This window comes from Halobiforma lacisalsi AJ5 (assembly GCF_000226975.2).
Classification (GTDB): Archaea; Halobacteriota; Halobacteria; order Halobacteriales; family Natrialbaceae; genus Natronobacterium; species Natronobacterium lacisalsi.
The window spans coordinates 2,631,903-2,652,440 of sequence record NZ_CP019285.1 but is presented as its reverse complement, the minus strand read 5'-3'; the positions used below and the strand labels follow the sequence as shown (position 1 = coordinate 2,652,440).

Here is a 20,538-nt window from a genome sequence, read left to right as displayed (position 1 = left end):
CATCGACCATGTTCGAACCACGCCTGGCGCTCGCGAGCCTGAGCGGGGCCGCGGACGCCGACTGGGCCCGGAACGGGGCCGACTACGCCGGCGCTGCATTCCTCGGCGGCATCGCGATCGATCCGGAGTCGCGGGCCGCGGCGCGAACGCTCGTCCAGCGGGACCGCGAGGAGTTCCTCCCCGAGGACCCCCTCGCGTTCGTCGACCGGGAACTCGCAGCCCTCGAGGACGTGCCCCTCCGGCCCGCGTTCAACGTCCGCAGCGCGACCGTCGACCCGGTCGCCGACGCCGCGCGGATCTGTCGGGAGCACGACGCCTTCCTCGAGATCAACGCTCACTGTCGCCAGGAGGAACTGTGTGCGGTCGGTTGCGGGGAAACGTTGCTGCGGGACGCCGATCGGCTCGCCGAGTACGTCCGGACGGCCGCCGACGCCGGCGCGACCGTCGGCGTGAAGGTCCGGGCGGAGGTGCCGGGCGTCGACCTGCCCGCTGTCGCTCGAGCGATCGACGACGCCGGCGCGTCGTTCGTCCACGTCGATGCGATGGACTCCGAACCCGTCATCGCCGACGTCTCCGACGCCGCGGACCTGTTCGTGATCGCCAACAACGAGGTCCGCGACGACGCGTCGGTCCGGGAGTACGTCGAGTACGGGGCCGACGCCGTCAGCGTCGGTCGACCGAGCGACAATCCGGTCGTGCTCGAGCGGGTCCACGACGCGGTTCGGCGACGACTCGCGGTCGGAACGCCGTAACGGACCGAGACTGTATCGCGGGTCAGCGGCGTCGTCCGGGTCGGGATTCGGGCCTCCCCGACTCGGCCGCGTTCCGCTGGAGGAGCTATTCAGGTACGACGTCGGCCTTCGGTGTCGCTCGAGACGCCGACATGGACTTACACGTGGCACGTTTAGGGGCGGACGGAAACTCGAGCCGGTCCCGTCGGCGCTGTATTTCCCAGTACTCGATCCCTCACTATGACTCGGATTTCGAAACGGTGGATCCAGCACAACCAGGTCGGTATCTACGCTATCGCCGTTCTCCTCGCGATCGGCGTGGGACTGGGCCGACCGGGTGTGGGTTCGACCATCGAACGGTTCATCAACCCCGTGCTCGCGGTCCTGCTGTACGTGACCTTCCTCGAGATCCCGTTCGTCCGGATCCGGCGGGCGTTCCGGAACGGGCGGTTCATGCTGGCCGCACTGGGGATGAACTTCCTGATCGTTCCCGTCGTCGTCTTCGGTCTCAGCCGATTCTTGCCCCGGGAGCCGGTCATCCTCGTGGGGGCGTTCATGGTACTGTTGACGCCCTGTATCGACTACGTCATCACGTTCACGGAGCTCGCGGACGGGGACGCCGAACAGATCACCGCGGCGACACCGGCGCTGATGATCGTCCAGTTGCTGTTGTTGCCGATCTATCTCTGGCTGTTCATGGGGGCACAGGTCGCCGAATTTATCGAGGCCGGGCCGTTCGTCGAGGCGTTCGTCGTCATCATCGCGCTCCCGCTGGTGTTCGCGTGGCTCACGGAGCTCTGGGCGGAGCGGTCCACGACGGGTTCTCGGTGGCAGGGTACGATGGGGTGGCTGCCGGTTCCGATGATGGGGACCACCCTGTTCGTGGTGATCGCGTCACAGCTCCCTCGCGTCCGGGACTCGATCGAGCAGATCGCTGCAGTGGTCCCGGTGTACGTCACGTTCCTGATCGTCATGCCGCTGCTCGGACGGCTCGCGGCGGGACTGCTCCGGATGGACGTCGGCGAGAGTCGCGCGCTCGTGTTTACGTCCGTGACGCGGAATTCGCTCGTCGTCCTTCCACTGGCGCTCGCACTGCCGCCGGAATACGCCCTCGCGCCGGCGGTGGTCGTGACCCAGACGCTCGTCGAACTGACGGGGATGGTCGTTCTCACCCGAGTCGTCCCCGGGTGGCTCGTGCCCGACTCGCCGGACCCGCTTCCCTTCCCGGGCGTCGCCCGGGGTGATTGAATCCCGATCCCGTTCGGTTGAAATCGACCCCTTCGAACCTTGCAGGCGTCACGAACCGACCGGGCGATAGCGCCCTCGAGCGAGACAAGTACCGGACAGGGTTCTCGGGTCCGATCCCCGGTCGAGACGACCACGAAAAGCCTATCCAGCCGGCTCGCTTGCTCTCTCGCATGAGCCTCGAGGATCTCAACGAGGACGTCCAGGAATCGTACTCCGCGTTCGGCGACGAACTCTCGATCTCGCTCGACCGCGAGACGCGCAACGAACTCGCCCTGCTCGAAACCGCGCTCGAGCCCGACGAGACCGACGAACTCGTCCGGCGGGCGATCCACATGCTCTTCCAGACCAGCGTCGACACCGGCAAACTCGACTTCCACCTCCGGTCGGGGTTCGACGTCACATACGACGAGTTCCTCTCGGGGATGACCTTCGACGAGATGACCGGCGCGGACCAGTACCCCTCGATGGACGACGAGCGGCGATACCAGTTCTGACTTCTCGAGCGTCGTTTCGATCGGCCCGGCGTCTCCCGCATTGTCGCCGGTTCGGACGGTCAGCGTCGAGAGAGTATGTGTATAATGCTCAATCAAGTGTTCGAGTTGTATAATAGGCGAGCTTATTAGTCTCCGCTGCCCCGCCTCGAACATGGCAATCAGTCAATCCCCGACCGACGTCGAGTATCGCTGTCCGGACTGTGACGGAACGCTTCTCGTTCGACACCAGTCCCTCGAGTGTACCGACTGCGGCTACACCCCGCGACACGGCGCGGACTGACCCGGAGAGTAGGGAGTATCGACAGTAAAACGCTATTCGGTGACCGGTTTCCGTTTTCTCGCCTTCTTCGTCGGAACGAGCGGCGAACCGCGTGAGGAACGTCCTGCTAGCCGTCAGTCGTCGTCGATCGGCGCCGCGCTCGAGAGTTCCTCGTCGATCTCGGCGTCCTCCATCTTGTCGACCAGGGCCTCGATCACTTCCTCGCGTTTGCCCTTGACGAACTTGATCGAGCCGACGACGAGGTGGCCCCCGCCGGAGACGCCGCCGCCCGGTACCTCCGCCTCGAGTTCCGAGACCATCTGCGGGATGTCCAGGCGGACGCCGTCGGAGCGCAGGACGGCGAAGTCCGGGCCGTAGCCCACGGTGATCACGGGGTCGCCGGTCTCCTCGATCTTGCGGTCGTGGATCTCGCCGGTCGTCTTCCCCGGCGCGGGGTAGGTAAAGCGGTGGGCGTGGTTCTCGACGTCGATCCGGTAGAGGTGCGCGCCGTTGTCCAGTTCCTCGTGCTCGAGGTGGGGAGTCGCGGCCGCGAGCTGTTCGTCGACTTCCTCGCGGGCGCGCTCGGCGAAGAAGTCCACGAGCTTGCGGTGGCGGTCCTCGTCGTCCGAGTCGATCTGGAGCAGGTCCTGGATCAGCTGATCGCCGGAGTTGTAGCGCAGCCAGAAGGCGGCGTAGTCCAGCGCCTCGCTGACGTCCTGCAGACGCTCTTCGTCGTAGCCTTCCTCGGCGGCCAGCGCGAGGTAGTCGTCCATCGCGTCGGCCTTCGAGCGGTCAGAGATGCCGGCGACGGCGGGGACGTGGCGCAGTTCCTCGGTGAGGTCGGGGTAGATCATCCGCGCGAGTTCGACACAGAGCATCCCCGTGGTGATTCGGTAGTCTTCGTCGTGGAGGTAGGGGTTGACGTGGGCGTCGAGCAGGTCGCCGACCGCGTCGGGGTCGGGGTGGTGGTGGTCGACGGCGATGATCGGGATGTCGTAGTGGGCCAGCGTCTCGTAGGCCGGGACGTCCTCGGCCGTCGAGCCGTTGTCGAGCATCAGCAGGAGCGGGAGCTGCTGGCCGTGTTTCTCGCGGTCCTCCAGCGCGAAGTTCAGGTCACGCGTCGCGTCCTCCATCTCGTAGAACGGGGCCTTCGCGGGCAGGCGCTTGATGAGGTGTCGCGGCGCGTCGTCATCCTCGTGGACGTCGGCGATGAACTTCTCAAGGGCGACCTGGACCGGGACCGCGGCACACATCCCGTCGCCGTCGGCGTGGTGACGCACGCGGACGGGCCGGCCCTCGAGGACCGCCCGGCGGAGTCGCTTCGCGACCTCGCGGAGGTTCGGTCGGAGCTTTTCGAAGGCGGGCCAGTCGATCAGCGGCTCGACGTCGTGGGGCTCGGAGCGGGACTCGAGGGCGGTTTCGATCCGTTCGCGGGCGGCCTCGGCGTCGTCGCCATCGAGTTTCGAGAGCCCGTCGACTTCGATCTGGACCGATCCCTCGCGGTGTTCGGGGGTACCGGTGACGCGGACGACGTCGCCGACCTCGACCGAGGGGTAGGCGCGGACGCCGGCCTCCTCGAAGGCAGCACAGGGAACGACGCCGTACTCGTCGGCGATGTGGAAGATCGTCGGCCCGGCGGTCTGTTTGACCTGGACGACCTCGCCCTCGAGGTGGATCTGGTCGCCGACGTTGGCCTCGAGGCGGTCGGTGCCGGTCAGCGCGTAGTCGTGAGAGACGTTCCGGAGGGTGAGGTCGTCGACGTCGACCTCGGTGTCGACCGGCTCGAAGGCCATGTCGCCGTTGTCGCGGATGCTCTCGAGTTCGACGACGAGTTCGTCGCCGACGGCGAAGGTGCCCTCGAGGACGGATTCGTGAACGAGACCGGAGACCGATTCGGAGAGATCGACGAAGACGCCGTAGTCGACGATGCCGTTGATTTCCGCGAGATATGACTGGTCTTTTTCGACGTCTTCTGCGGTACAATCCGAGTCGAGATCGTAGACGACGGAATCCCCGTCATCCGTGCCGGGTTCCCCGGCAGAGGCTCGTGTCATCTTGATTCATCGTTTGGGGGTGGCCGCGTATAACCCTTATCAAGCAGTGACGGGTGGGGTCCGGTCCGAATCCGGTCCGAGTTCAGTCCGGATCCGGATCCGGGTCCGGGTCCGGGTCCCCTTTCGGAACGTTTAGCAACCGCAAGCCCACAGGTACGGGCATGGGGCTGCTCGACGCCTTGTTTCGCTCGAACGAGATCCTCGGCATCGCCGAGGAGACCCTCGAGTTCGCGATCGAATCCTCGGAGGCGGCCCACCCCCGCGAGTACATGGGGTTCCTTCGGGGCACCGAGGCCGATCGGCTCGGACTCGAGCGGGACGGCCTCGTCATCACCGACGTCCTGGTGGTGCCGGGGACCGAGACGAACAGCGTCAGCGCCACGGTCAAGACGAACCAGATCCCGAACGACGTGAAGGCGTTGGGCAGCGTCCACTCGCACCCGAACGGGGTCATCCAGCCGAGCAACGCGGACCTGGATACGTTCGGCCGGGGGAGCGTACACATCATCATCGGCGCGCCCTACCGCCGGACCGACTGGCAAGCGTTCGACTCCCAGGGGAAGCCGACGAACCTGAACGTGATCGACGTCGAACTCCCCGAGACGGAGGAGTTCTTCGATTTCACGCAAGCGGATATCGACGAGGATTTGCGAGGATGAGAACGACGACGACGAGGACGAAGACGACGAAGACGACGAAGACGACGAAGACGAGGACGAGGATGAGGATGAGGACGAGAACGCCGAAACCACCAATACAACCGACAGAGGCAAGCGACGCATGAGTTCGACCCGCACCGTCATCGCACAGGGAACGTTCGACATCCTCCACCCGGGGCACGTCCACTACCTCGAGGAGGCGGCCGCGATGGGCGACGAACTGTACGTGATCGTCGCCCGGAAGGCGAACGTCGACCACAAGGCGAAGCCGATCTGTCCCGCCACCCAGCGCCGGGACGTCGTCGACGCCCTCGAGGCCGTCGACGAGGCGATCCTCGGCCACGAGGAGGACATCTTCGTCCCGATCGAGGAGATCGAGCCGGACGTGATCGCGCTGGGACACGACCAGCACCACGACGACGAGGCCATCGAGGCCGAACTCGAGCGTCGGGGGATCGATTGCGTCGTCGAACGGGCCAGCGCCCGAGAGCCGAAACGCGACGACGAACTCCTCTCGACGCGGCTGATCGTCGAGCGCATTCTCGAGCGACGGGGCTGACGCCGACGGTTCTCGGCCGCCAGTTCCTCCCGGCCCCTCAGTTCTCGATCACGATCGGCGGCGGCAGTCGCAGTGAATCGACGGTGTGGCCGGTTTCGACGAAGTGGTCGATAGCCGCCTTGGAGACCTCCCGTTCCGTTAACCCCTCGTCGGTCCCGGCGTGCCAATCGCAGTCGAGACAGTATTTATACATTCGTACCGACTTCCGTGGTAAGCGGGGGAAAGAACCGTGCAAGAAATAGAAGGGAGCAGGCCGGTCGAGAGCCGACTGGGAACCGTATCAATCCTCGTTTCGAATTGACACGTGTCGAAGTTACGGATGAGGGCACGAACGGGGCTCTCGCCGCGCCGGCGATCCGAGGTCGGGTTCGCAGGGGACGGGACGATCGACTCGGATCGTGAGAGCGCCCTCGTTCACTCCCGCTTGACGCCCGGGTTCGTCACGGCGCCGTCGGCCGCAGAGCCGAAGTCGCGGCCGAACTTCGCGAGCACGCCGCCCTCGTAGGCTGGCTCCGGCCGGTCCCACTCCTCACGGCGGGCCTCGAGTTCGTCCTCGTCGACGTCGACCTCGAGGGTGCGGTCCGGAATGTCGACCGTGATCTCGTCCCCGTCCTCGAGCAGGCCGATGGGGCCGCCGACGAACGCCTCGGGGGCGACGTGGCCGATCATCGGGCCGCGCGTGCCGCCGGAGAACCGCCCGTCGGTGATCAGGGCGACGTCGTCCTCGTGGCCCGCGCCGACGACCGCCGCGGTCACGCCCAGCATCTCGCGCATGCCGGGACCGCCCTTCGGCCCTTCGTTACGGATGACGATCACGTCCCCGGACTCGATGTGGCCCTCCTGGACGTAGGCCATCGCGTCCTCCTCGTTCTCGAAGATCCGGGCCGGCCCCTGGTGGTAAAACTCGTCGTCGCCGGTCACTTTCAGCACCGCGCCGTCGGGGGCGAGGTTGCCGGTGAGGATCTTGATCGCGCCCTCCTCTTCCTTGGGGTCGTCGACCGGGTAGAGGAAGTCGGCCTCGATTTCGTCGTCGCTCGGCAGTTCGTGTTCCTCCTCGAGGAATTCGAGTTCCTCTTCGATCGTCCGCCCAGTGACGGTCATCGCATCGCCGTGGAACAGGTCGGCCTCGAGCAGTCGCCGGATGACGACCGGGACGCCGCCGAGTTCGTGGAGGTCGTTCATCACGCTGTCGCCGCCGGGTTGCATGTCGGCGATCTTCGGCGTCCGCCGCGAGATTTCGTCGAAGTCCTCGATCTCGAGGTCCACGTCCGCCTCGCGGGCGAGCGCGAGCAGGTGGAGCACGCCGTTGGTCGAGCCGCCGATGGCGGTCTGGAGCGCGATGGCGTTCTCGAAGGACTTTCGCGAGAGGATGTCCGACGGCCGACGGTCCTCCTCGACGACCTCGACGGCGAGTTCGCCGGCCCGGCGGGCGACGGCGTACCGTTCGTGGTGTTCGGCCGGCGGCGAGGCGCTGCCCAGGGGTGCCATCCCGAGCGCCTCCGAAATGGAGGCCATCGTGTTCGCGGTGAACATCCCGCCACAGGAGCCCGCGCCGGGACAGGCGTTGCGCTCGAGGTCGTCGAGTTCGTCGGCGTCCATCTCGCCGGTCCCGTAGGTCCCGACGCCCTCGAACACCTGGACGATGGTAACGTCCCGGCCCTCGTGCTCGCCGGGCATGATCGAACCGCCGTAGAGGAAGACGGAGGGGAGATCCGTGCGGATCGCGGCCATCATCATCCCGGGCAGGTTCTTGTCACAGCCCGCGACGGTGACCAGCCCGTCCATCCGTTCGCCGAAGGAGACGAGTTCGACGCTGTCCGCGATGACCTCCCGCGAGATCAGCGAGGCCTTCATCCCCTCGGTCCCCATCGAGATGGCGTCGGAGATGGTGATCGTGCCGAACTCGATGGGCATCCCGCCGGCCTCGTCCGCGCCCTCGAGCGCCGACTCGGCGACCTCGTCCAAGTGAACGTTACACGGCGTGATGTCGGCCGCGGGGTTCGGAACGCCGATCATCGGGGAGGAGAAGTCCTCGTCGTCGAACCCCATCGCGCGGAACATCGCCCGGTGTGGGGCTTTCTCCGCGCCCTCTGTCACGTCGCGGCTCCGCAGCCGCTCGTCCTTGCCGAAATCGAACTCGTCGCTGCTCATGCACGGATCTTGGGACGCGTCGCCATAAGTCACCCTTTCCCGGCGTATCGTGCGACACTGGCCGGATCGGCCGAACGGCTTCGGTTATTCCAGTCGGTCGGCCGCGTCCTCGAGTTCGGCTTGCGTGTCGACGCTTTCGAAGGTCGCGTCGTCGACACCGGCGGCCTCGAGGTCGGACTCGGCGACGGTAACGCAGTCGATCCGATCGATCGCCGCGAGGATTCGCCCGTCGTCGCCCTCGAGCGCGGCCGCGCACGCCCGGGCCATCGCGTCGGTCCGGTATACCGCCTGCGTCGTCTGGTACCAGCCGTCCTCGAGGCGGACGACGGCACCGTCGCTCTCCTGTGCGCGCTCGAGCAGGAATTCCAGCAGCGTCGGGTCGACGAACGGCATGTCGCAGGCGACCACCGCGGCGTACTCCCGGGTCGCGGCCTCGAGGCCGACACGGATGCCGGCCAGCGGGCCCCGATCCTCGACGGGGTCGGTCGCGAACCGGACCGAGGCGTCACAACCCGCGAGGGCCGCGTCGATCGCCTCGAGCTGGTCCTCGCGGCAGTTGACCACGATCTCGTCGGTCACCGCCGCGAGCCGGTCGACGACGCGCCGGATCATCGGCGTCCCCACGACGTCGGCGACGGCCTTGTCCGCGTCCCCGAAGCGGGTCGAGTAGCCACCCGCGATGACGACCCCCGCAAGCGTTTGGTTCGTCGGCACGGTCGTCGGTACGCACGAGGCCGGATTATACCTGTTGGACCATCCCACGTGGCGGCAATCGACCGGACCCTGTCGATCCGGCCCCGACTCCGACCAGTCCATCCCCCGACGGCGCTTCGATCGGCCCCTCGAGCGGGATCGAACGATCACGGAATTTTATACGCTAACTGGGCTAATTCGTCCGATCCGACCGTTCCCTGAGGAAAAAAGCTTATACCTCACCGTTCGACTCATCGAAACATGGCACGCGACGATCCGGTACGCAGCCAGACAGCATCGAACACGAACGCGAATGCGAACGGGAACGAAGCCGACACCGATTCCCTCCCCAACCTCGTGACGATCGTCGGACGGGGCGTCCCCTCCCGGTTCGAAATCTCCGTCGACGGCGAGATCGAGATGGTCGGGGGCGACCCCGAACGGGAAGCGACGGTCGTCACCGAGAAAGTGGCGGAGGGCTCGATCGACGTCGGCGTCCAGCGGTTCCGGTTCTCCGGCGAGATGGCGAACGTTCGCGTCGTCGACTGGAACGGCGTCCCGGCGCCCGAATCCGCCAGTACGCCGAACGTCCACGTCGACTACGGCGTTCCCGGCCGGTAGGCGCGACAACTGCGCCCGGGGACTCGTTTCTTCTCACCCCGACGGCGTCAGTCGTTGCCACCGTCGAAACCCCCTTCCGGAGGGGTTTCCTACCCCCGGCAGAGCGGCATGTCAGGAGGATATGCGGAGGCGACGGCGACCGTCAGCGCGGGCGCCCGCCTCCACGTCGGGTTCCAGAACCTCTCCCTGGCCCGGGACCGTCTCTACGGCGGAATCGGCGTCGGCCTCGAGGAGCCGCGAGTGACCGTCACCGCCGAACCCGCCGAAGGAGTCGAGACCGACGACCCGCTGGTCGCCGACTACGCGCGCCGCGCCGTCGCGATCCTCGACGTTCCCGGTGTCGCGGTCGACCTCGAGTCGGCCCTGCCCCGTCACGTCGGCCTCGGCAGCGGAACCCAACTCGCGCTGTCGGTCCTCGCCGCGACCGCACACGCCTACGGCCTCGAGCCGCGGGTCCGCGAGCGCGCGCCGGCGCTTGGCCGTGGCGGCCGCAGCGGCGTCGGCGTCGCCACCTTCGAAGCCGGCGGCTTCGTCGTCGACGCCGGCCACCCGACAAACCGGTTCACGACGGACCCCCCTGCCGAGGGGGACTGGGCGGTGCCGCCAGTCGTCGCCCGCCACGACCTGCCCGATCGCTGGCGATTCCTCGTCGCCGTGCCCGAGGCCGACCCCGGCCGCAACGGGGACGACGAGGACGCGAGCATGCGCGAAGTCGTCGAACGAGCCGACCCGACCGTCTCCGACGAGATCGCGGGCGTCGTCACCCGGAAGCTGTTGCCGGCGGCCGCGGAGGGTCGACTCGAGGCATTCGGCGACGCGGTCGCCGAGATCGGGCGCAAGAACGGCTCCTGGTACGCGGACGCCCAGGGCGGTGTCTTTCGGCCGCCGGCCGGCGCGCTCGTCGAGGCGCTCGAGGAGTGTCCGGTGCTGACGGGGATCGGGCAGTCCTCCTGGGGGCCGGTCGTCTACGGCGTCACGGACCGCAGGCACGCCGCCGAGGCGAAAGCGGCGGCCGAGGATGCGCTCGCCGACCTGGACTGTGACGGGCAGGTGTTGCTGTCGGTGCCGGCGGGGGCCGGGACGAACGCGAGTACGAGCGCAAACGCGAGCGCAAGCTCGGACCGGAACCCGGACCCGGAACCACGAACGACCGGCGGCGCTCGCGTCACCCTCGAGGACGACACGTAGCGCAGGACTCGAGGACGACGCCCGCGCCACAACAGGTAAACCGGTCGACTCCAACGATCAGCCATGGAACGGCTGCCGCTCGGAATCTCGCGACTCGATCGCATCATCGGCGGCGGCGCGCCTGCCGGCAGCGTCGTGTTACTCGCGGGGGAGTCGGGTGCCGGGGCGCGGGAGTTTTGCTATACTAGCGCGCTGATGAACGGCCTCGCCAGGGTCGGCTCCGACCGGTTCGACCTCCACTACGGCGCGCTCGAGGATGGGACGAGACTCCCCGAAGAGATCCACTACGTCTCGTTCACCGACGAGCGCGACGCCGTCGAGAACGAGATGTCGTTCGTCGTCGAGGAGCCACTCGTCGAGGACGGAATGGAGGCCATCGAGTTCGTCGAGTTGGCCGAGGAGTACTTCCAGCTGACCCCCGTGCCGACCGACTGGTACGCGGAGCGGACCACCGACATCACGAACCTCGGCAACAAGACCGATCGGGGTGACGTCCTCGAGGCGTTCGGCGACTACCTGACCGAACACGCCGCGGGGAACCTCGTCGTCGTCGACTCGATCACCGACCTGGCGGCGGCGGCCGACGACCGGCTCGACTGGGCGGACCTGACGGTCCTGCTGAAGGGGCTTGCTCGTGCCTCCCACCGCTGGGGCGGCGTGATCCTCCTGCTCGTCAATTCCGAGCCGCTCACGTCGACCGAGCTCGGCCGGCTGAAGGAGTCGACCGACGGTACCTTGCTCTTCGAGTGGGAGAGCGGCGGCTCCGAGCGCGCCCGGACGCTCGTCGTCGAACAGTTCCGCGGCGTCCTCTCGCGGCTCGAGGACGAGGACGTCGTCCGCTTCGAGACCGAGATCGGCGACGCCGGCTTCGATATCAGCAACGTTCGGAAGATTCGCTGACGGTTTCTGGTCCCCGTTTCTCCGTTTCCCTGGGAGGTGGAAAATGGGCAATAATCCTTATGCGGCGCTCGCCGCTATGTGGGGTAGATGGCGGGTGAGGACAACGAGAACGGGGGGGTTTCGTTCGCGTTACCGGCCGACGTCGACGACTGGATCGCCGACGCCGCCGAGCGGCGCGACGAGTCGCGCGACGAGTTCTGTCGCCGCCTGCTTACCGCTGCCCGGGCCGTCGCGGCCGCCGAGGACGGGGTGCTCGAGGCCGAGGCCGAGGGCGAAGGCGGGCACGGAGACGGGGACGGGAACGGGGATGCCGAAAGCGGGAACGAGTACGCGTTCGACCCCGTCGTCCGCGACGACCTCGAGGCCCTGCAGGGCGAACTCGAGGCCAGCCGCGAGGAATTTCGGGAACTGCTGGAAGACGTCCGCTCGCGGGTCGTCCAGGTCAAACGCGAGACCGACGCGAAGGCACCGGCGGACCACGGCCACCCGGAGTACGCCGAGGCCGAGGCCCTCGAGCGCCTCCAGGTGGACCTCGAGGCCCTCGAAGAGACCGTCGACGGCGGCTTCGACAACTTCGAGGAGGTGCTCGATTACCTCCTCGAGCGGACGGATCGCCTCGAGGAGCGGTCGACGGTCCTCGCGACGGCCGTCGTCGATCTGCGGGATCGGTGGGACGACCTCGTCGAGCGCGAACGGCAACGCGCCCAGGTCGAAGACCTCAAACTGGCCGCGAACCGGCTTGGGATCCGGTCCGCGGCCTGCGAGGAGTGCGACGCGTCTGTCGATCTCGCCCTGTTGACCGCGCCGGAGTGTCCCCACTGTGCCAGTCCCTTCGCCGACGTCCGGGAGCGGACGTCTTTCTTCGGCTCTCACACGCTCGAGACCGGTAGCCCGCCCGCGCTCGAGGGGCGAGGGAGCGAAGTCGAGACGACACCGGAGGGCGTGTTCGAGGCCGTCGAGGCCGACGCGGACGGGACCGACGAGGACGACGAGCGCCGCGGGCTCGGACTCGGTGGTGGGAACGAGTGAGCGACCGAAACTCCGAGGATGGCGGAGAACCAGGTGTCGAACGAGAACCAATGGCCGACCGCGACGCGAACGACGGGATCGAGCGTTCCTCGAGCGACGAACGCGAGGGCCGAGACGGGAACGAGAACGAGAACGAGAACGCCAACTCGAGAACCGTCCGCCCGACCCTTCGGGACGATTCCGGGACGGAACCGGGCCGATCGCCGGCGGACCGCGACGGGAGCGTGTGGACCGAACACGACACAGTCTCCGACTCGCGGCCGGAAGGCAGCAGCGCTACCGGCCCGCTCGGTGATCTCGCCGCGACCGTCGAACGGCGCCGCGCCGAGTCCGTGGAGTTCGCGGCCGGCGCCTCGAGCGACGAGTTCGACGACCTGTTCGACCGCGAGGACGTCGCCGAACTCGACCCCGATCGGCTCTGGGAGCGACTCGAGGACGACGCGCCGCCGGCGGACCTCTTCGAGGACGAACGCGAGATCCGCACGGTCGACAAGCGGGAGTACTGCCACCAGTGTGAGCACTTCGCGACGCCGCCGAACGTCGGCTGTACGCTCGAGGGAACCGACATCCTCGACATGCCCGCACTCGACCAGTTCCGGGTCGCCGACTGTCCCGTGGTTCTCGAGGACGAAGAACTCGAGCGTCGCTACTAGACGGGAACCGAGGACCTAGGTGTTTTTGCGCTCGATCCCGTACCGCCCGACATGCAGTTTTGCGACGAATGCGGTTCGATGATGAAAGCCGACGGCGACCGCATGGTCTGTACGAACGAGGACTGCGGTGCCTCGAGCGAGCGGGACAGCGACCTGGAAGACGAGTTCGTTACGACGGAGTCCCAGTCCGAGGACGACGTCATCGAGTCCAGCGAGGACGCGAACTTCGAGGGCAAACCGAAGGCCACCGACGTGATCTGTGACGAGTGTGGCAACCAGGAGGCGTGGTACACGCTCAAACAGACCGCGTCGGCCGACGAGCCGCCGACGCGCTTTTTCAAGTGTACCGAGTGCGGCCACCGCTGGCGCGGCTATAATTGACTCGACCATCCCGCGTCTCGTCTCGAGCGATATATCCCCTTCGGGTCTTCCGCTTTTCGAGTAACGAACGACGACGTTTACCACCCTCGCGACGGAACTCGAGGATGCGGTTCCAGTATTCACCTCTTCGATACACGAGACCGTCACGAGCCGACGCGTCCGTCTCGGGCGTCTCCGCTCTACCAGGGACGCGTCGGTACACTTCGTCGTTCCGTCCCGGCGGACGGACGCAACGTTCACAACCGTCCGCGCGAATCGATCCGTAGGCACAGGTATGTCCGACGGGCCGCGCCTTCCCGGCGTCCAACGCGAGGACGACGAGGACCGGATCGTCCTCCACGTCGACGCGGATTGCTTCTACGCCTCCTGTGAGCGACTGCGCGAGCCCGAACTCGAGGGCGAACCCGTGGTCGTCGGCATGGGGTACGAACCCGGCGAGTCCGTCGGCGCGGTCGCCACCGCCAGCTACGAGGCGCGCGAGTTCGGCGTCGAGAGCGCGCAGGCCATCTCCACGGCCCTGGAACGACTGCCCCGCCGTGCGGCCCTCGACCCCGAGGCCCCCGACCACGACCCCGACCTGACCCGCGAGGAGACTGGCCACTACCGGCCCGTCGACATGGACTACTACGAGTCGATCGCCGAGGAAGTACAGTCGATCCTCCACGACTGCGCCGACGTCGTCCGGGAGGTCAGCATCGACGAGGCCTACCTCGACGTCACCGACCGCACCGCCTGGGAAGTCGCCGACGGGTTCGCCCGCCATGTCAAGGACCGAATCCGCCGCGAGGTCGGCGTCGTCGTCAGCGTCGGCGTCGCGCCCACGATGAGCGCTGCCAAGATCGCCAGCGACTACGACAAACCCGACGGGCTGACCGTCGTCCGCCCCGACGAACTCCGGGAGTTCCTCGCGCCGCTCGAGGTGAACCTGCTCCACGGCGTCGGCCCCGTGACGGCCCGGGAACTCCGCGAGATGGGCCTCGAGACGGCGGGCGACGTCGCCGCCGCCGATCCCGAGCCCCTGGTCGAACGGTTCGGCGAGCGCGGCCGGGAACTGTACGACCGCGCGCGCGGCGAGGACGACCGCCGCGTCGAGCCGAAGGGAGATCCAAAGAGCTTCTCGCGGGAGTCGGCGTTCGCCGAACCCGTCGCGGAGCCTGACCCGAAGTACGAACAGATAGAGACGCTCGCGGCCGCGGTCGCCGACCGGGCCCGCCGGGAAGGCGCGCTCTACCGAACCGTCGGCGTCAAGGCCGTCACGCCGCCGTACGATGTCAACACGCGCGAGCGCTCGCTGCCAGGGCCGGTCGACGACCCCGACCTCGTCGACCGGATCGCCCGTGACCTGTTCGCGGAGTTCGAGGACGACCCCGTCCGGAAGGTCGGCGTCCGCGTGGCGAACCTCGAGTTCGCCTCGGCCGACCAGGCGAGCCTCGAGGGGTGGGGCAGCGACGGCGGGTCGTCGACCGACGCGGTGGGGCCCGGGTCCGACGACGGCGGGGACCTCGAGTCCGAGAGCCAGGACGCCGAGGAGGAGAAGGAGGAGAAGAAGGAGAAGAAGGAGGGGAGCGTCGATCGCCCGGCGTCCCGGGACGAACTCCCGCCGGGCCAGACCTCGCTGGCCGATTTCACGTCGCGTTCGCGGTGACCCGGATCCGTCGATCGCAGGACACTGCGGCGGCAACGGGACGGTTTTCGTCTCGTTCCGGATCGATGGGCCGGAACATTGAAATTATAACCCTCCGTTGGTAACGATTCGCCAGACGCATCCGTCCCCGGACTTTCACATGACAGACGACTTCTACGACCTTCTCGAGATTCCCTCCGACGCCTCCCAGGACGAGATCAAGGAGGCCTACCGCGAGAAGGTCCGGGTCTATCACCCCGACGTGAACGACGACGACCGCGCTCGAGCGCAGTTCACGGCGGTCAAGAAGGCCTACGACATCCTCGGCGATCCGGTCGAGCGCCAGGCCTACGACCGGCTGGGTCACGAAAATTACGTCGCCAAACGAACCAGCGGCATCCCGTCGCCCGACGTCTGGAGCAGCGATAGCGGATCGGACGGGGCCTCGAGTTCGACGACGGGTTCGACGACCTCGACGTCCAGTTCCGGATCGACGGCAGAGACCTCGAGAACCGGCACCTCGAGTTCGTCGGGCGGCCGAACGAGAACGAAGTCGCGGACGGGGTCGACCTCCGGAACTGGCTCGACGGGGTCCGCCGGATCGGGTGCTGCGTCGACGTCCGCGTCCTCGCGGTCGCGAACCGACTCGAGTGGTTCCTCGTCGGCCAGCGACAGAGCGTCCGGGACGGCCGGAACGAAGACCGAGAGCGCGGCGGGAACCGGGACCGAAAACACGACCGCCACCAGCGACGGCGGAACGACGGCGAACGCCGCCGCAGGTACTGCCGGTGCAGCGACGAACCGTTCTGGGACTTCAAAAACCACGACCGGCACCGGTACCGGTACCGGCACGGACTCCGACAACGCCGTCCTCTCGTGGTGGCGACGGCGGAACTTCTCGCTTCCCCTGATCTGGGCCTCCCTGCTGGTCTACCTGACCGGGATCGTCCAGTTCGCCCTCGCTAACCGGAGCGCCCTTGAGGCCGTCGTCGCCGACGCGACTGCCGTCGGCGCGGACCCGGGGGCCCTCTGGGCGTACCTCACGACCAGCCGACACGGCGTCGAGACGATGTCCGAGTTCGTCGTCGGCTTCGAACCCGTTTCGCCGCCGCTCGAGCCGCCAGGGTGGTACGCGGCGCTCGCTGGAATCGTCGGCGTCGCCGTCGTAGTCGCCCTGGTCGACCGCGTCGTCAGGCGGGAGGATACCTGGGGAACGATCTCGATCGACGAGACGATCCTGTTCGCGCTCGCGCTCGGCGCGGCGGCGACGCTGGCCGGCGGGCCCGTCCTCGCCGGCGCGGTCCTCATGCCGTTCCTGTTTACCGTGATCGTCCACCGGACCAGGCTGGGACCGGGCTGGAAGCCGTCGTACCTCTACGTCCTGCCGGTGCTCGCGCCGGTGACCGGTATCACCGTCGGCACCGCGGGCGTCGTCGGCGAGGTCACGCTGGTCGTCGACCTGCTCGCGTACGTCGTGTTGCCGCTGGCTGGGGCGCTCGGCCTGCCGTTGCGTGCGACGATCAGGAAACACTTCGACCGCTAATCGGAGGCCGGTTAGCCGACCCGCGTCGCCACGCCCTTCGTCTGTCGGTAATCGCTCTCGAGGATCGACTCGAGCGTCGAAACGATTTCCTCCCGATCGCCGGCCGCCCACTCGTCGGGGTTCCGGATCGGGACGACCATGAAGCCGCGACCGCGGAGTTCGCGGGCGTGGAGGTCGGCCATGTCCAGATCGTGGTCGAACCGCCGGCGCTGTGTCGTGTACGCCCGGAGGACGTGATCGGTCACCGTCTCGCCGACGGGAAGCAGGATGTGCGCGTTGATCGCGCGCAACTCGGCGTCGAAGTACCGCTCGAGGTCGTCGTACTCCCGCCCGGTCGGCTCGTGGCCGTTGGGGAGACAGCACATGTGGAGATAACTGCAGTAGAGGTTCTCGCAGTCGGGGTCGTCCGCCGGGCCGGTCACGAACCCGGCCTCGCGGAAGACGTCCTGAACGGCCCGTCCGGCGTCGGTTCCGGTGAACGGGACGCCGGTACGCTTCCCGCCGTGGACGCCCGGGTGGTCGCCGATGACGTGGAAGTCGCCGTTGGCGTCACCGTACCCGAAGACGGCGTCGCGTCCCTCCTCGGGAGCGCGGTCGCAGGGCGGGCGGAGACCGAACGGATTGCTCGTCCTGTCGGTGACGTTTTTCACGGGTATCGGGAGGAGGCCCCGACAAATAACGGACGCGGTTGGCGCCGACAGGGGCGCCTGCTCGGATCATACGGTTTACTGTCCGTCAGTTCCGGCGCAACCGCCGCGCGGGTCGCGGTTGCGCCGGTTTATCGGGACAGGGATCCGTATCAGCCGTCGTGATCGGAGCGACGCCCGGCGTCGGTTCCGGCAGCGGCCGTTCGATCGGTTCCGTCGGCTCGGTGGGAATCGACGAGCAACGTCGCGTTGATCAGGGCGGCGAGTCCACGACGGAGCCGCTGGGAGACCGCCGAGTCGGAGATCTCGAGTTGCTCCGCGAGTTCGACGAGCGTCGTCTTCCGGGGAACCTCGAAGTACCCCGCCTCGTAGGCGGCGATCACGAGTTCACGCTGGGCGCGGGTGAGACCGAACCGGAACTCGCTGCCCGGGTCGACCGCCTCGTGGAGCTGGACCAACTCGAGCGAGACGTCGCCGTCGACACAGTCCGTGTAGAACTGCGAGAGGTCCTCGTAGGCCGGGAATCGGAGCCGGAGCGTCCACCGGGAGGCGGTCCCGACCGCGCTCGTGACGATCGCGTCGCTCTCCCGGATGGCCGCGAGCACGCCGTTGACCCGCTGGTCCCACTCGATCTTTACGAGCACGCTGTCGTCGACCTCGTCGATCGGTGTCGCGTCGTCGACGTCGGCCGAGGCCTCGAGGGCCGCGAGTATCTCGGCGGCGGCCTCGTCGGGGACCCAGAGGTAGGGGACGACGCCGTCGCTCGTGGGGACCGTCGTCTCGACGGTTACCGTCGCCTCCGGTGCGGGATCGAGCAACGATCCCAGCGGAAACTCCGACGCGGGAATCGCGACTGTTGCGATGACGCTCATTTGCTACTCTCGGTATCGGTCGCGTGGCTACCGACAATGTCCTTTGTGATCGTTCGTTCTCGAGACGATACGGATCGTCGCCGTTCGCGCTCGCGCCGATACATGTCGAACCTGTCCAGTAAGATATCGGTGGAATCTGTAAGAAGCGACCGGTTAGATGTCGAAGGTGTTTAAGTGGCCTCCGGGAGCGTCAGTACTCCTCGGAGCGCAACAGCGTCACCGATACCCGTCCGACGGCGTCGAAGTCCTTCAGGCGGTAGACCAGCGACCTGATCTGCTCGGCCGCGCCGTGACAGAACACCGCCTCGAGACACCACTCGCCGTGGTGGACGTGGCAGGTCGTGTCGATCGCTGCCTGGAACTCGTGTTGGATCTCGTGGAGGTCGTCGATGATCTCGTCGTGGACGTAGTCGAAGACGACCGTCGCGGCGACGGTACCCCGCGCCAGCTCGAGGGTGTGGTGGGATTCGACGTACTCCTGGATGGCCTCCCGGAGCGCCCGGGATCGGGAGTCCAGTCCCTCCGCTTTCCAGGTCCGGTCGAACTCGGCCAACATCTCTTCGGGAACGTTGAGGCTCGTTCGCATATTCGCCCGTTCGCTCGCGGGCGAAAAAGGTTCGGCGGTCGAACGGCTCCGTCACGGTGGATTTATGGGTCGGAACGGGGTCACTCGTACCGAGAGCGATGTACCAGGCTGGTCACTACGGCGTTGCCCTCCTCGCGTACGCCCCGCTCGGGATCGTCGTCGCGCTGGCCGGCTACCCCGGCGGCGCGCTCGTCGGTGGACTCCTCTGTGTGGGGCTGTCGACGCTGCCCGACGTCGATCACCGGCTCCCACTGGTCGATCACCGTGGCCCGACCCACACCGTCGCCTTCGCCTTTCTCGTCGGGGCGGCGCTCGCCGCCGCCGCGGCGATCCTCGTCGAGTCGTCGTCCCCGCTCGTCGACGTCGGGTTCGTCGGGTTCGCCTTCGTCGTCGGCACGGTCTCGATCGGTTCGCACCTGCTCGCCGACGCGCTGACGCCGATGGGAGTCCGCCCGTTCTGGCCGTTCTCGAGGCGTCACTACTCGATCGAGGCGACTCGAGCCGCGAATCCGATCGCGAACTACGCGCTGCTGGGAGTCGGCGTTGCGGCGACGGCTGTGGCTTTCGGGGTCGTATTGCTCGTCGCCTGACGCGAACGATCGCGACGCGGGTCGTCATCCTACCGGACAGAAGTCGATACGAAGTCGCTCGCGAATTCGCGGCCGTTCCGGTTCGACGTGGAACGGCCACACGTATGCGACCGGCGTTACAGAGTTCTATCCGGCAGTATCAGGCGCTCGAGGCGGAGCGAGTCAGGCCCAGTCCCGCGGCGAACGCGATGGCCAGAAGGGCTACGGTCGCGAGGTAGACCACGTCGAGGGTCGAACTGAAGTTCATCACCGCCTGCCGTCCGAGGTAGGCGACGGCGAACGCCAGGACGACCGAGGCGGACAAAAGCGGGACGATTCTCCGGTCCTCGAGTCGCCAGCGACCGACCATCGTGGCGACGATGGGGGACGCGAGCAGAGCGAGGGTCACGCCGTACTGGAGCAACTGAATCGTCGGGGTGTACTCCGTCACGACCCCGAGGTCCGTCGGGCTGAGTGCGACGTGCAGCGGCAACGCGACGAATCCGAGGCCGAGGGCGCCGGTGACGTGGCTCGCGGTCAGCGTCGACTGCCAGACGAGTACCGTCGCGACGACGAACAGGCTGAAGATGAGCACGGCCGTCCAGAAGTGCAGCGACAGGATGTCCATCGTGTACTGGGTGACGGTCTCGCGGCCGAGCGTGACCTGAACCGGAGTCAGGAGCATCCCGAGGACGACCAGGGCGGTAACGCGCCTGTCGACGCTCGAGGACCGCCAGGCGGCGAGCGCGGAGCCGATGATCGCGAAGCCGGCGAACATGGCGACGAAGCGGTGGAACCACTCGTAGAAACTCGGCAGGTTCGCGGGCAGGAGATTGAACGGTCCCGCGTCACACTGGGGCCAGTTGGCCTGACAGGCCAACCCCGAACCGGTCGCCTTCGCGGCGACGCCGAGCAGGATCGTTGCGGTGACGAGCGCCAGCGTGCCCGCGAGCAGGTGGGGGTACCCGAACCGATCGATCACCGAGCGAGAGGTCCGACGCCGGAAGTGACTGTTGGACGGCACGGTCGTTCAGCCGGGGGTTAGGAGCGGGCATATTTAGGTTTCCCGTGTCATGT

Annotated in this window: 23 protein-coding genes; 15 read left to right on the top strand and 8 right to left on the bottom strand. The window is 67.3% G+C overall.

The window, feature by feature from the left end:
• Positions 1-8: 8 nt before the first annotated feature.
• The 4 genes from CHINAEXTREME_RS12790 to CHINAEXTREME_RS22450 all read left to right on the top strand — a co-directional run bounded on the left by CHINAEXTREME_RS12790 (position 9) and on the right by CHINAEXTREME_RS22450 (position 2,753).
• The gene (locus CHINAEXTREME_RS12790; RefSeq protein ID WP_007141739.1) at positions 9-752 is read left to right on the top strand and encodes a tRNA-dihydrouridine synthase; all 744 of its coding nucleotides are present in this window, start codon (positions 9-11) and stop codon (positions 750-752) included.
• 219 nt (positions 753-971) lie between these two features.
• A complete protein-coding gene (locus CHINAEXTREME_RS12785) occupies positions 972-1,979 on the top strand; it encodes an arsenic resistance protein (RefSeq protein ID WP_007141738.1) in 1,008 nt (335 codons plus the stop codon).
• Positions 1,980-2,149: 170 nt separating this feature from the next.
• On the top strand, positions 2,150-2,473 hold the full coding sequence (locus CHINAEXTREME_RS12780; RefSeq protein WP_007141737.1) for a hypothetical protein: 324 nt from the start codon (positions 2,150-2,152) through the stop codon (positions 2,471-2,473).
• A gap of 151 nt (positions 2,474-2,624) precedes the next feature.
• A complete protein-coding gene (locus tag CHINAEXTREME_RS22450; RefSeq protein ID WP_007141736.1) occupies positions 2,625-2,753 on the top strand; it encodes a hypothetical protein in 129 nt (42 codons plus the stop codon).
• Positions 2,754-2,866: 113 nt separating this feature from the next.
• On the opposite strand, the gene CHINAEXTREME_RS12775 is transcribed toward CHINAEXTREME_RS22450, so the two are convergent.
• Positions 2,867-4,786 (bottom strand): DHH family phosphoesterase, encoded by a 1,920-nt coding sequence (locus tag CHINAEXTREME_RS12775; protein ID WP_007141735.1) that lies wholly within the window; start codon positions 4,784-4,786, stop codon positions 2,867-2,869.
• A 161-nt stretch (positions 4,787-4,947) separates the two neighbouring features.
• Between CHINAEXTREME_RS12775 and CHINAEXTREME_RS12770 the strand changes: the two genes are divergently transcribed.
• Positions 4,948-5,445: a Mov34/MPN/PAD-1 family protein gene (locus tag CHINAEXTREME_RS12770; RefSeq protein WP_007141734.1), complete on the top strand. Its 498-nt coding sequence runs from the start codon at positions 4,948-4,950 to the stop codon at positions 5,443-5,445.
• 121 nt (positions 5,446-5,566) lie between these two features.
• Positions 5,567-6,004: an adenylyltransferase/cytidyltransferase family protein gene (locus tag CHINAEXTREME_RS12765; RefSeq protein ID WP_007141733.1), complete on the top strand. Its 438-nt coding sequence runs from the start codon at positions 5,567-5,569 to the stop codon at positions 6,002-6,004.
• A 37-nt stretch (positions 6,005-6,041) separates the two neighbouring features.
• On the opposite strand, the gene CHINAEXTREME_RS21885 is transcribed toward CHINAEXTREME_RS12765, so the two are convergent.
• The 3 genes from CHINAEXTREME_RS21885 to mobA all read right to left on the bottom strand — a co-directional run bounded on the left by CHINAEXTREME_RS21885 (position 6,042) and on the right by mobA (position 8,869).
• Complete coding sequence (locus tag CHINAEXTREME_RS21885) at positions 6,042-6,197, bottom strand: hypothetical protein (protein WP_007141732.1); 156 nt, start codon at positions 6,195-6,197, stop codon at positions 6,042-6,044.
• A gap of 221 nt (positions 6,198-6,418) precedes the next feature.
• Positions 6,419-8,155 carry a dihydroxy-acid dehydratase gene (gene ilvD, locus CHINAEXTREME_RS12760; RefSeq protein WP_007141731.1) on the bottom strand — a complete coding sequence of 579 codons (1,737 nt, stop codon included), beginning with the start codon at positions 8,153-8,155 and terminating at the stop codon, positions 6,419-6,421.
• Positions 8,156-8,239: 84 nt separating this feature from the next.
• Positions 8,240-8,869: a molybdenum cofactor guanylyltransferase gene (gene mobA, locus CHINAEXTREME_RS12755; protein ID WP_007141730.1), complete on the bottom strand. Its 630-nt coding sequence runs from the start codon at positions 8,867-8,869 to the stop codon at positions 8,240-8,242.
• Between the two features lie 240 nt (positions 8,870-9,109).
• Here mobA and CHINAEXTREME_RS12750 point away from each other — a divergent pair, with 240 nt between their 5' ends.
• From CHINAEXTREME_RS12750 to CHINAEXTREME_RS12715, 8 genes are all read left to right on the top strand, one after another.
• Entirely contained in the window at positions 9,110-9,469 is a 360-nt protein-coding gene (locus CHINAEXTREME_RS12750) for a hypothetical protein (RefSeq protein ID WP_007141729.1), read from the top strand.
• Between the two features lie 108 nt (positions 9,470-9,577).
• Positions 9,578-10,657 (top strand): beta-ribofuranosylaminobenzene 5'-phosphate synthase family protein, encoded by a 1,080-nt coding sequence (locus CHINAEXTREME_RS12745; RefSeq protein WP_007141728.1) that lies wholly within the window; start codon positions 9,578-9,580, stop codon positions 10,655-10,657.
• A gap of 63 nt (positions 10,658-10,720) precedes the next feature.
• Positions 10,721-11,557: an RAD55 family ATPase gene (locus CHINAEXTREME_RS12740; RefSeq protein ID WP_007141727.1), complete on the top strand. Its 837-nt coding sequence runs from the start codon at positions 10,721-10,723 to the stop codon at positions 11,555-11,557.
• Positions 11,558-11,644: 87 nt separating this feature from the next.
• A complete protein-coding gene (locus CHINAEXTREME_RS12735) occupies positions 11,645-12,586 on the top strand; it encodes a hypothetical protein (RefSeq protein ID WP_007141726.1) in 942 nt (313 codons plus the stop codon).
• A 50-nt stretch (positions 12,587-12,636) separates the two neighbouring features.
• Entirely contained in the window at positions 12,637-13,239 is a 603-nt protein-coding gene (locus tag CHINAEXTREME_RS12730; RefSeq protein ID WP_007141725.1) for a hypothetical protein, read from the top strand.
• A 51-nt stretch (positions 13,240-13,290) separates the two neighbouring features.
• Positions 13,291-13,620 carry a transcription factor S gene (locus CHINAEXTREME_RS12725; protein WP_007141724.1) on the top strand — a complete coding sequence of 110 codons (330 nt, stop codon included), beginning with the start codon at positions 13,291-13,293 and terminating at the stop codon, positions 13,618-13,620.
• Between the two features lie 274 nt (positions 13,621-13,894).
• Positions 13,895-15,265, top strand: coding sequence for a DNA polymerase Y family protein (locus CHINAEXTREME_RS12720; protein WP_007141723.1), 1,371 nt, complete (start codon positions 13,895-13,897; stop codon positions 15,263-15,265).
• Between the two features lie 139 nt (positions 15,266-15,404).
• Positions 15,405-16,787 (top strand): J domain-containing protein, encoded by a 1,383-nt coding sequence (locus CHINAEXTREME_RS12715; RefSeq protein WP_007141722.1) that lies wholly within the window; start codon positions 15,405-15,407, stop codon positions 16,785-16,787.
• A gap of 11 nt (positions 16,788-16,798) precedes the next feature.
• Here CHINAEXTREME_RS12715 and CHINAEXTREME_RS12710 read toward each other — a convergent pair whose 3' ends face one another.
• From CHINAEXTREME_RS12710 to CHINAEXTREME_RS12700, 3 genes are all read right to left on the bottom strand, one after another.
• The gene (locus CHINAEXTREME_RS12710; protein ID WP_007141721.1) at positions 16,799-17,437 is read right to left on the bottom strand and encodes a uracil-DNA glycosylase family protein; all 639 of its coding nucleotides are present in this window, start codon (positions 17,435-17,437) and stop codon (positions 16,799-16,801) included.
• A 149-nt stretch (positions 17,438-17,586) separates the two neighbouring features.
• The gene (locus CHINAEXTREME_RS12705) at positions 17,587-18,306 is read right to left on the bottom strand and encodes a helix-turn-helix domain-containing protein (protein ID WP_007141720.1); all 720 of its coding nucleotides are present in this window, start codon (positions 18,304-18,306) and stop codon (positions 17,587-17,589) included.
• A gap of 190 nt (positions 18,307-18,496) precedes the next feature.
• Positions 18,497-18,892 carry a CopG family ribbon-helix-helix protein gene (locus CHINAEXTREME_RS12700; RefSeq protein WP_007141719.1) on the bottom strand — a complete coding sequence of 132 codons (396 nt, stop codon included), beginning with the start codon at positions 18,890-18,892 and terminating at the stop codon, positions 18,497-18,499.
• A gap of 98 nt (positions 18,893-18,990) precedes the next feature.
• On the opposite strand from CHINAEXTREME_RS12700, the gene CHINAEXTREME_RS12695 reads away from it, so the two are divergent.
• Complete coding sequence (locus tag CHINAEXTREME_RS12695; protein ID WP_007141718.1) at positions 18,991-19,482, top strand: metal-dependent hydrolase; 492 nt, start codon at positions 18,991-18,993, stop codon at positions 19,480-19,482.
• 139 nt (positions 19,483-19,621) lie between these two features.
• Here the strand turns inward: CHINAEXTREME_RS12695 and CHINAEXTREME_RS12690 are convergent, their stop codons facing one another.
• The gene (locus tag CHINAEXTREME_RS12690; protein ID WP_007141717.1) at positions 19,622-20,443 is read right to left on the bottom strand and encodes a COX15/CtaA family protein; all 822 of its coding nucleotides are present in this window, start codon (positions 20,441-20,443) and stop codon (positions 19,622-19,624) included.
• Between the last annotated feature and the right edge of the window lie 95 nt (positions 20,444-20,538).

Coding starts and splice junctions, on each gene's coding strand:
- CHINAEXTREME_RS12770 (WP_007141734.1), top strand. CDS start 4,948: ATGGGGCTGCTCGACGCCTTGTTTCGCTCGAACGAGATCCTCGGCATC.
- CHINAEXTREME_RS12720 (WP_007141723.1), top strand. CDS start 13,895: ATGTCCGACGGGCCGCGCCTTCCCGGCGTCCAACGCGAGGACGACGAG.
- CHINAEXTREME_RS12695 (WP_007141718.1), top strand. CDS start 18,991: ATGTACCAGGCTGGTCACTACGGCGTTGCCCTCCTCGCGTACGCCCCG.
- CHINAEXTREME_RS12705 (WP_007141720.1), bottom strand. CDS start 18,306: ATGAGCGTCATCGCAACAGTCGCGATTCCCGCGTCGGAGTTTCCGCTG.
- CHINAEXTREME_RS12765 (WP_007141733.1), top strand. CDS start 5,567: ATGAGTTCGACCCGCACCGTCATCGCACAGGGAACGTTCGACATCCTC.
- ilvD (WP_007141731.1), bottom strand. CDS start 8,155: ATGAGCAGCGACGAGTTCGATTTCGGCAAGGACGAGCGGCTGCGGAGC.
- CHINAEXTREME_RS12785 (WP_007141738.1), top strand. CDS start 972: ATGACTCGGATTTCGAAACGGTGGATCCAGCACAACCAGGTCGGTATC.
- CHINAEXTREME_RS12735 (WP_007141726.1), top strand. CDS start 11,645: ATGGCGGGTGAGGACAACGAGAACGGGGGGGTTTCGTTCGCGTTACCG.
- CHINAEXTREME_RS12715 (WP_007141722.1), top strand. CDS start 15,405: ATGACAGACGACTTCTACGACCTTCTCGAGATTCCCTCCGACGCCTCC.
- CHINAEXTREME_RS12730 (WP_007141725.1), top strand. CDS start 12,637: ATGGCCGACCGCGACGCGAACGACGGGATCGAGCGTTCCTCGAGCGAC.
- CHINAEXTREME_RS12750 (WP_007141729.1), top strand. CDS start 9,110: ATGGCACGCGACGATCCGGTACGCAGCCAGACAGCATCGAACACGAAC.
- CHINAEXTREME_RS21885 (WP_007141732.1), bottom strand. CDS start 6,197: ATGTATAAATACTGTCTCGACTGCGATTGGCACGCCGGGACCGACGAG.
- CHINAEXTREME_RS12745 (WP_007141728.1), top strand. CDS start 9,578: ATGTCAGGAGGATATGCGGAGGCGACGGCGACCGTCAGCGCGGGCGCC.
- CHINAEXTREME_RS12790 (WP_007141739.1), top strand. CDS start 9: ATGTTCGAACCACGCCTGGCGCTCGCGAGCCTGAGCGGGGCCGCGGAC.
- CHINAEXTREME_RS12775 (WP_007141735.1), bottom strand. CDS start 4,786: ATGACACGAGCCTCTGCCGGGGAACCCGGCACGGATGACGGGGATTCC.
- CHINAEXTREME_RS12700 (WP_007141719.1), bottom strand. CDS start 18,892: ATGCGAACGAGCCTCAACGTTCCCGAAGAGATGTTGGCCGAGTTCGAC.
- CHINAEXTREME_RS12780 (WP_007141737.1), top strand. CDS start 2,150: ATGAGCCTCGAGGATCTCAACGAGGACGTCCAGGAATCGTACTCCGCG.
- CHINAEXTREME_RS22450 (WP_007141736.1), top strand. CDS start 2,625: ATGGCAATCAGTCAATCCCCGACCGACGTCGAGTATCGCTGTCCGGAC.
- CHINAEXTREME_RS12725 (WP_007141724.1), top strand. CDS start 13,291: ATGCAGTTTTGCGACGAATGCGGTTCGATGATGAAAGCCGACGGCGAC.
- CHINAEXTREME_RS12740 (WP_007141727.1), top strand. CDS start 10,721: ATGGAACGGCTGCCGCTCGGAATCTCGCGACTCGATCGCATCATCGGC.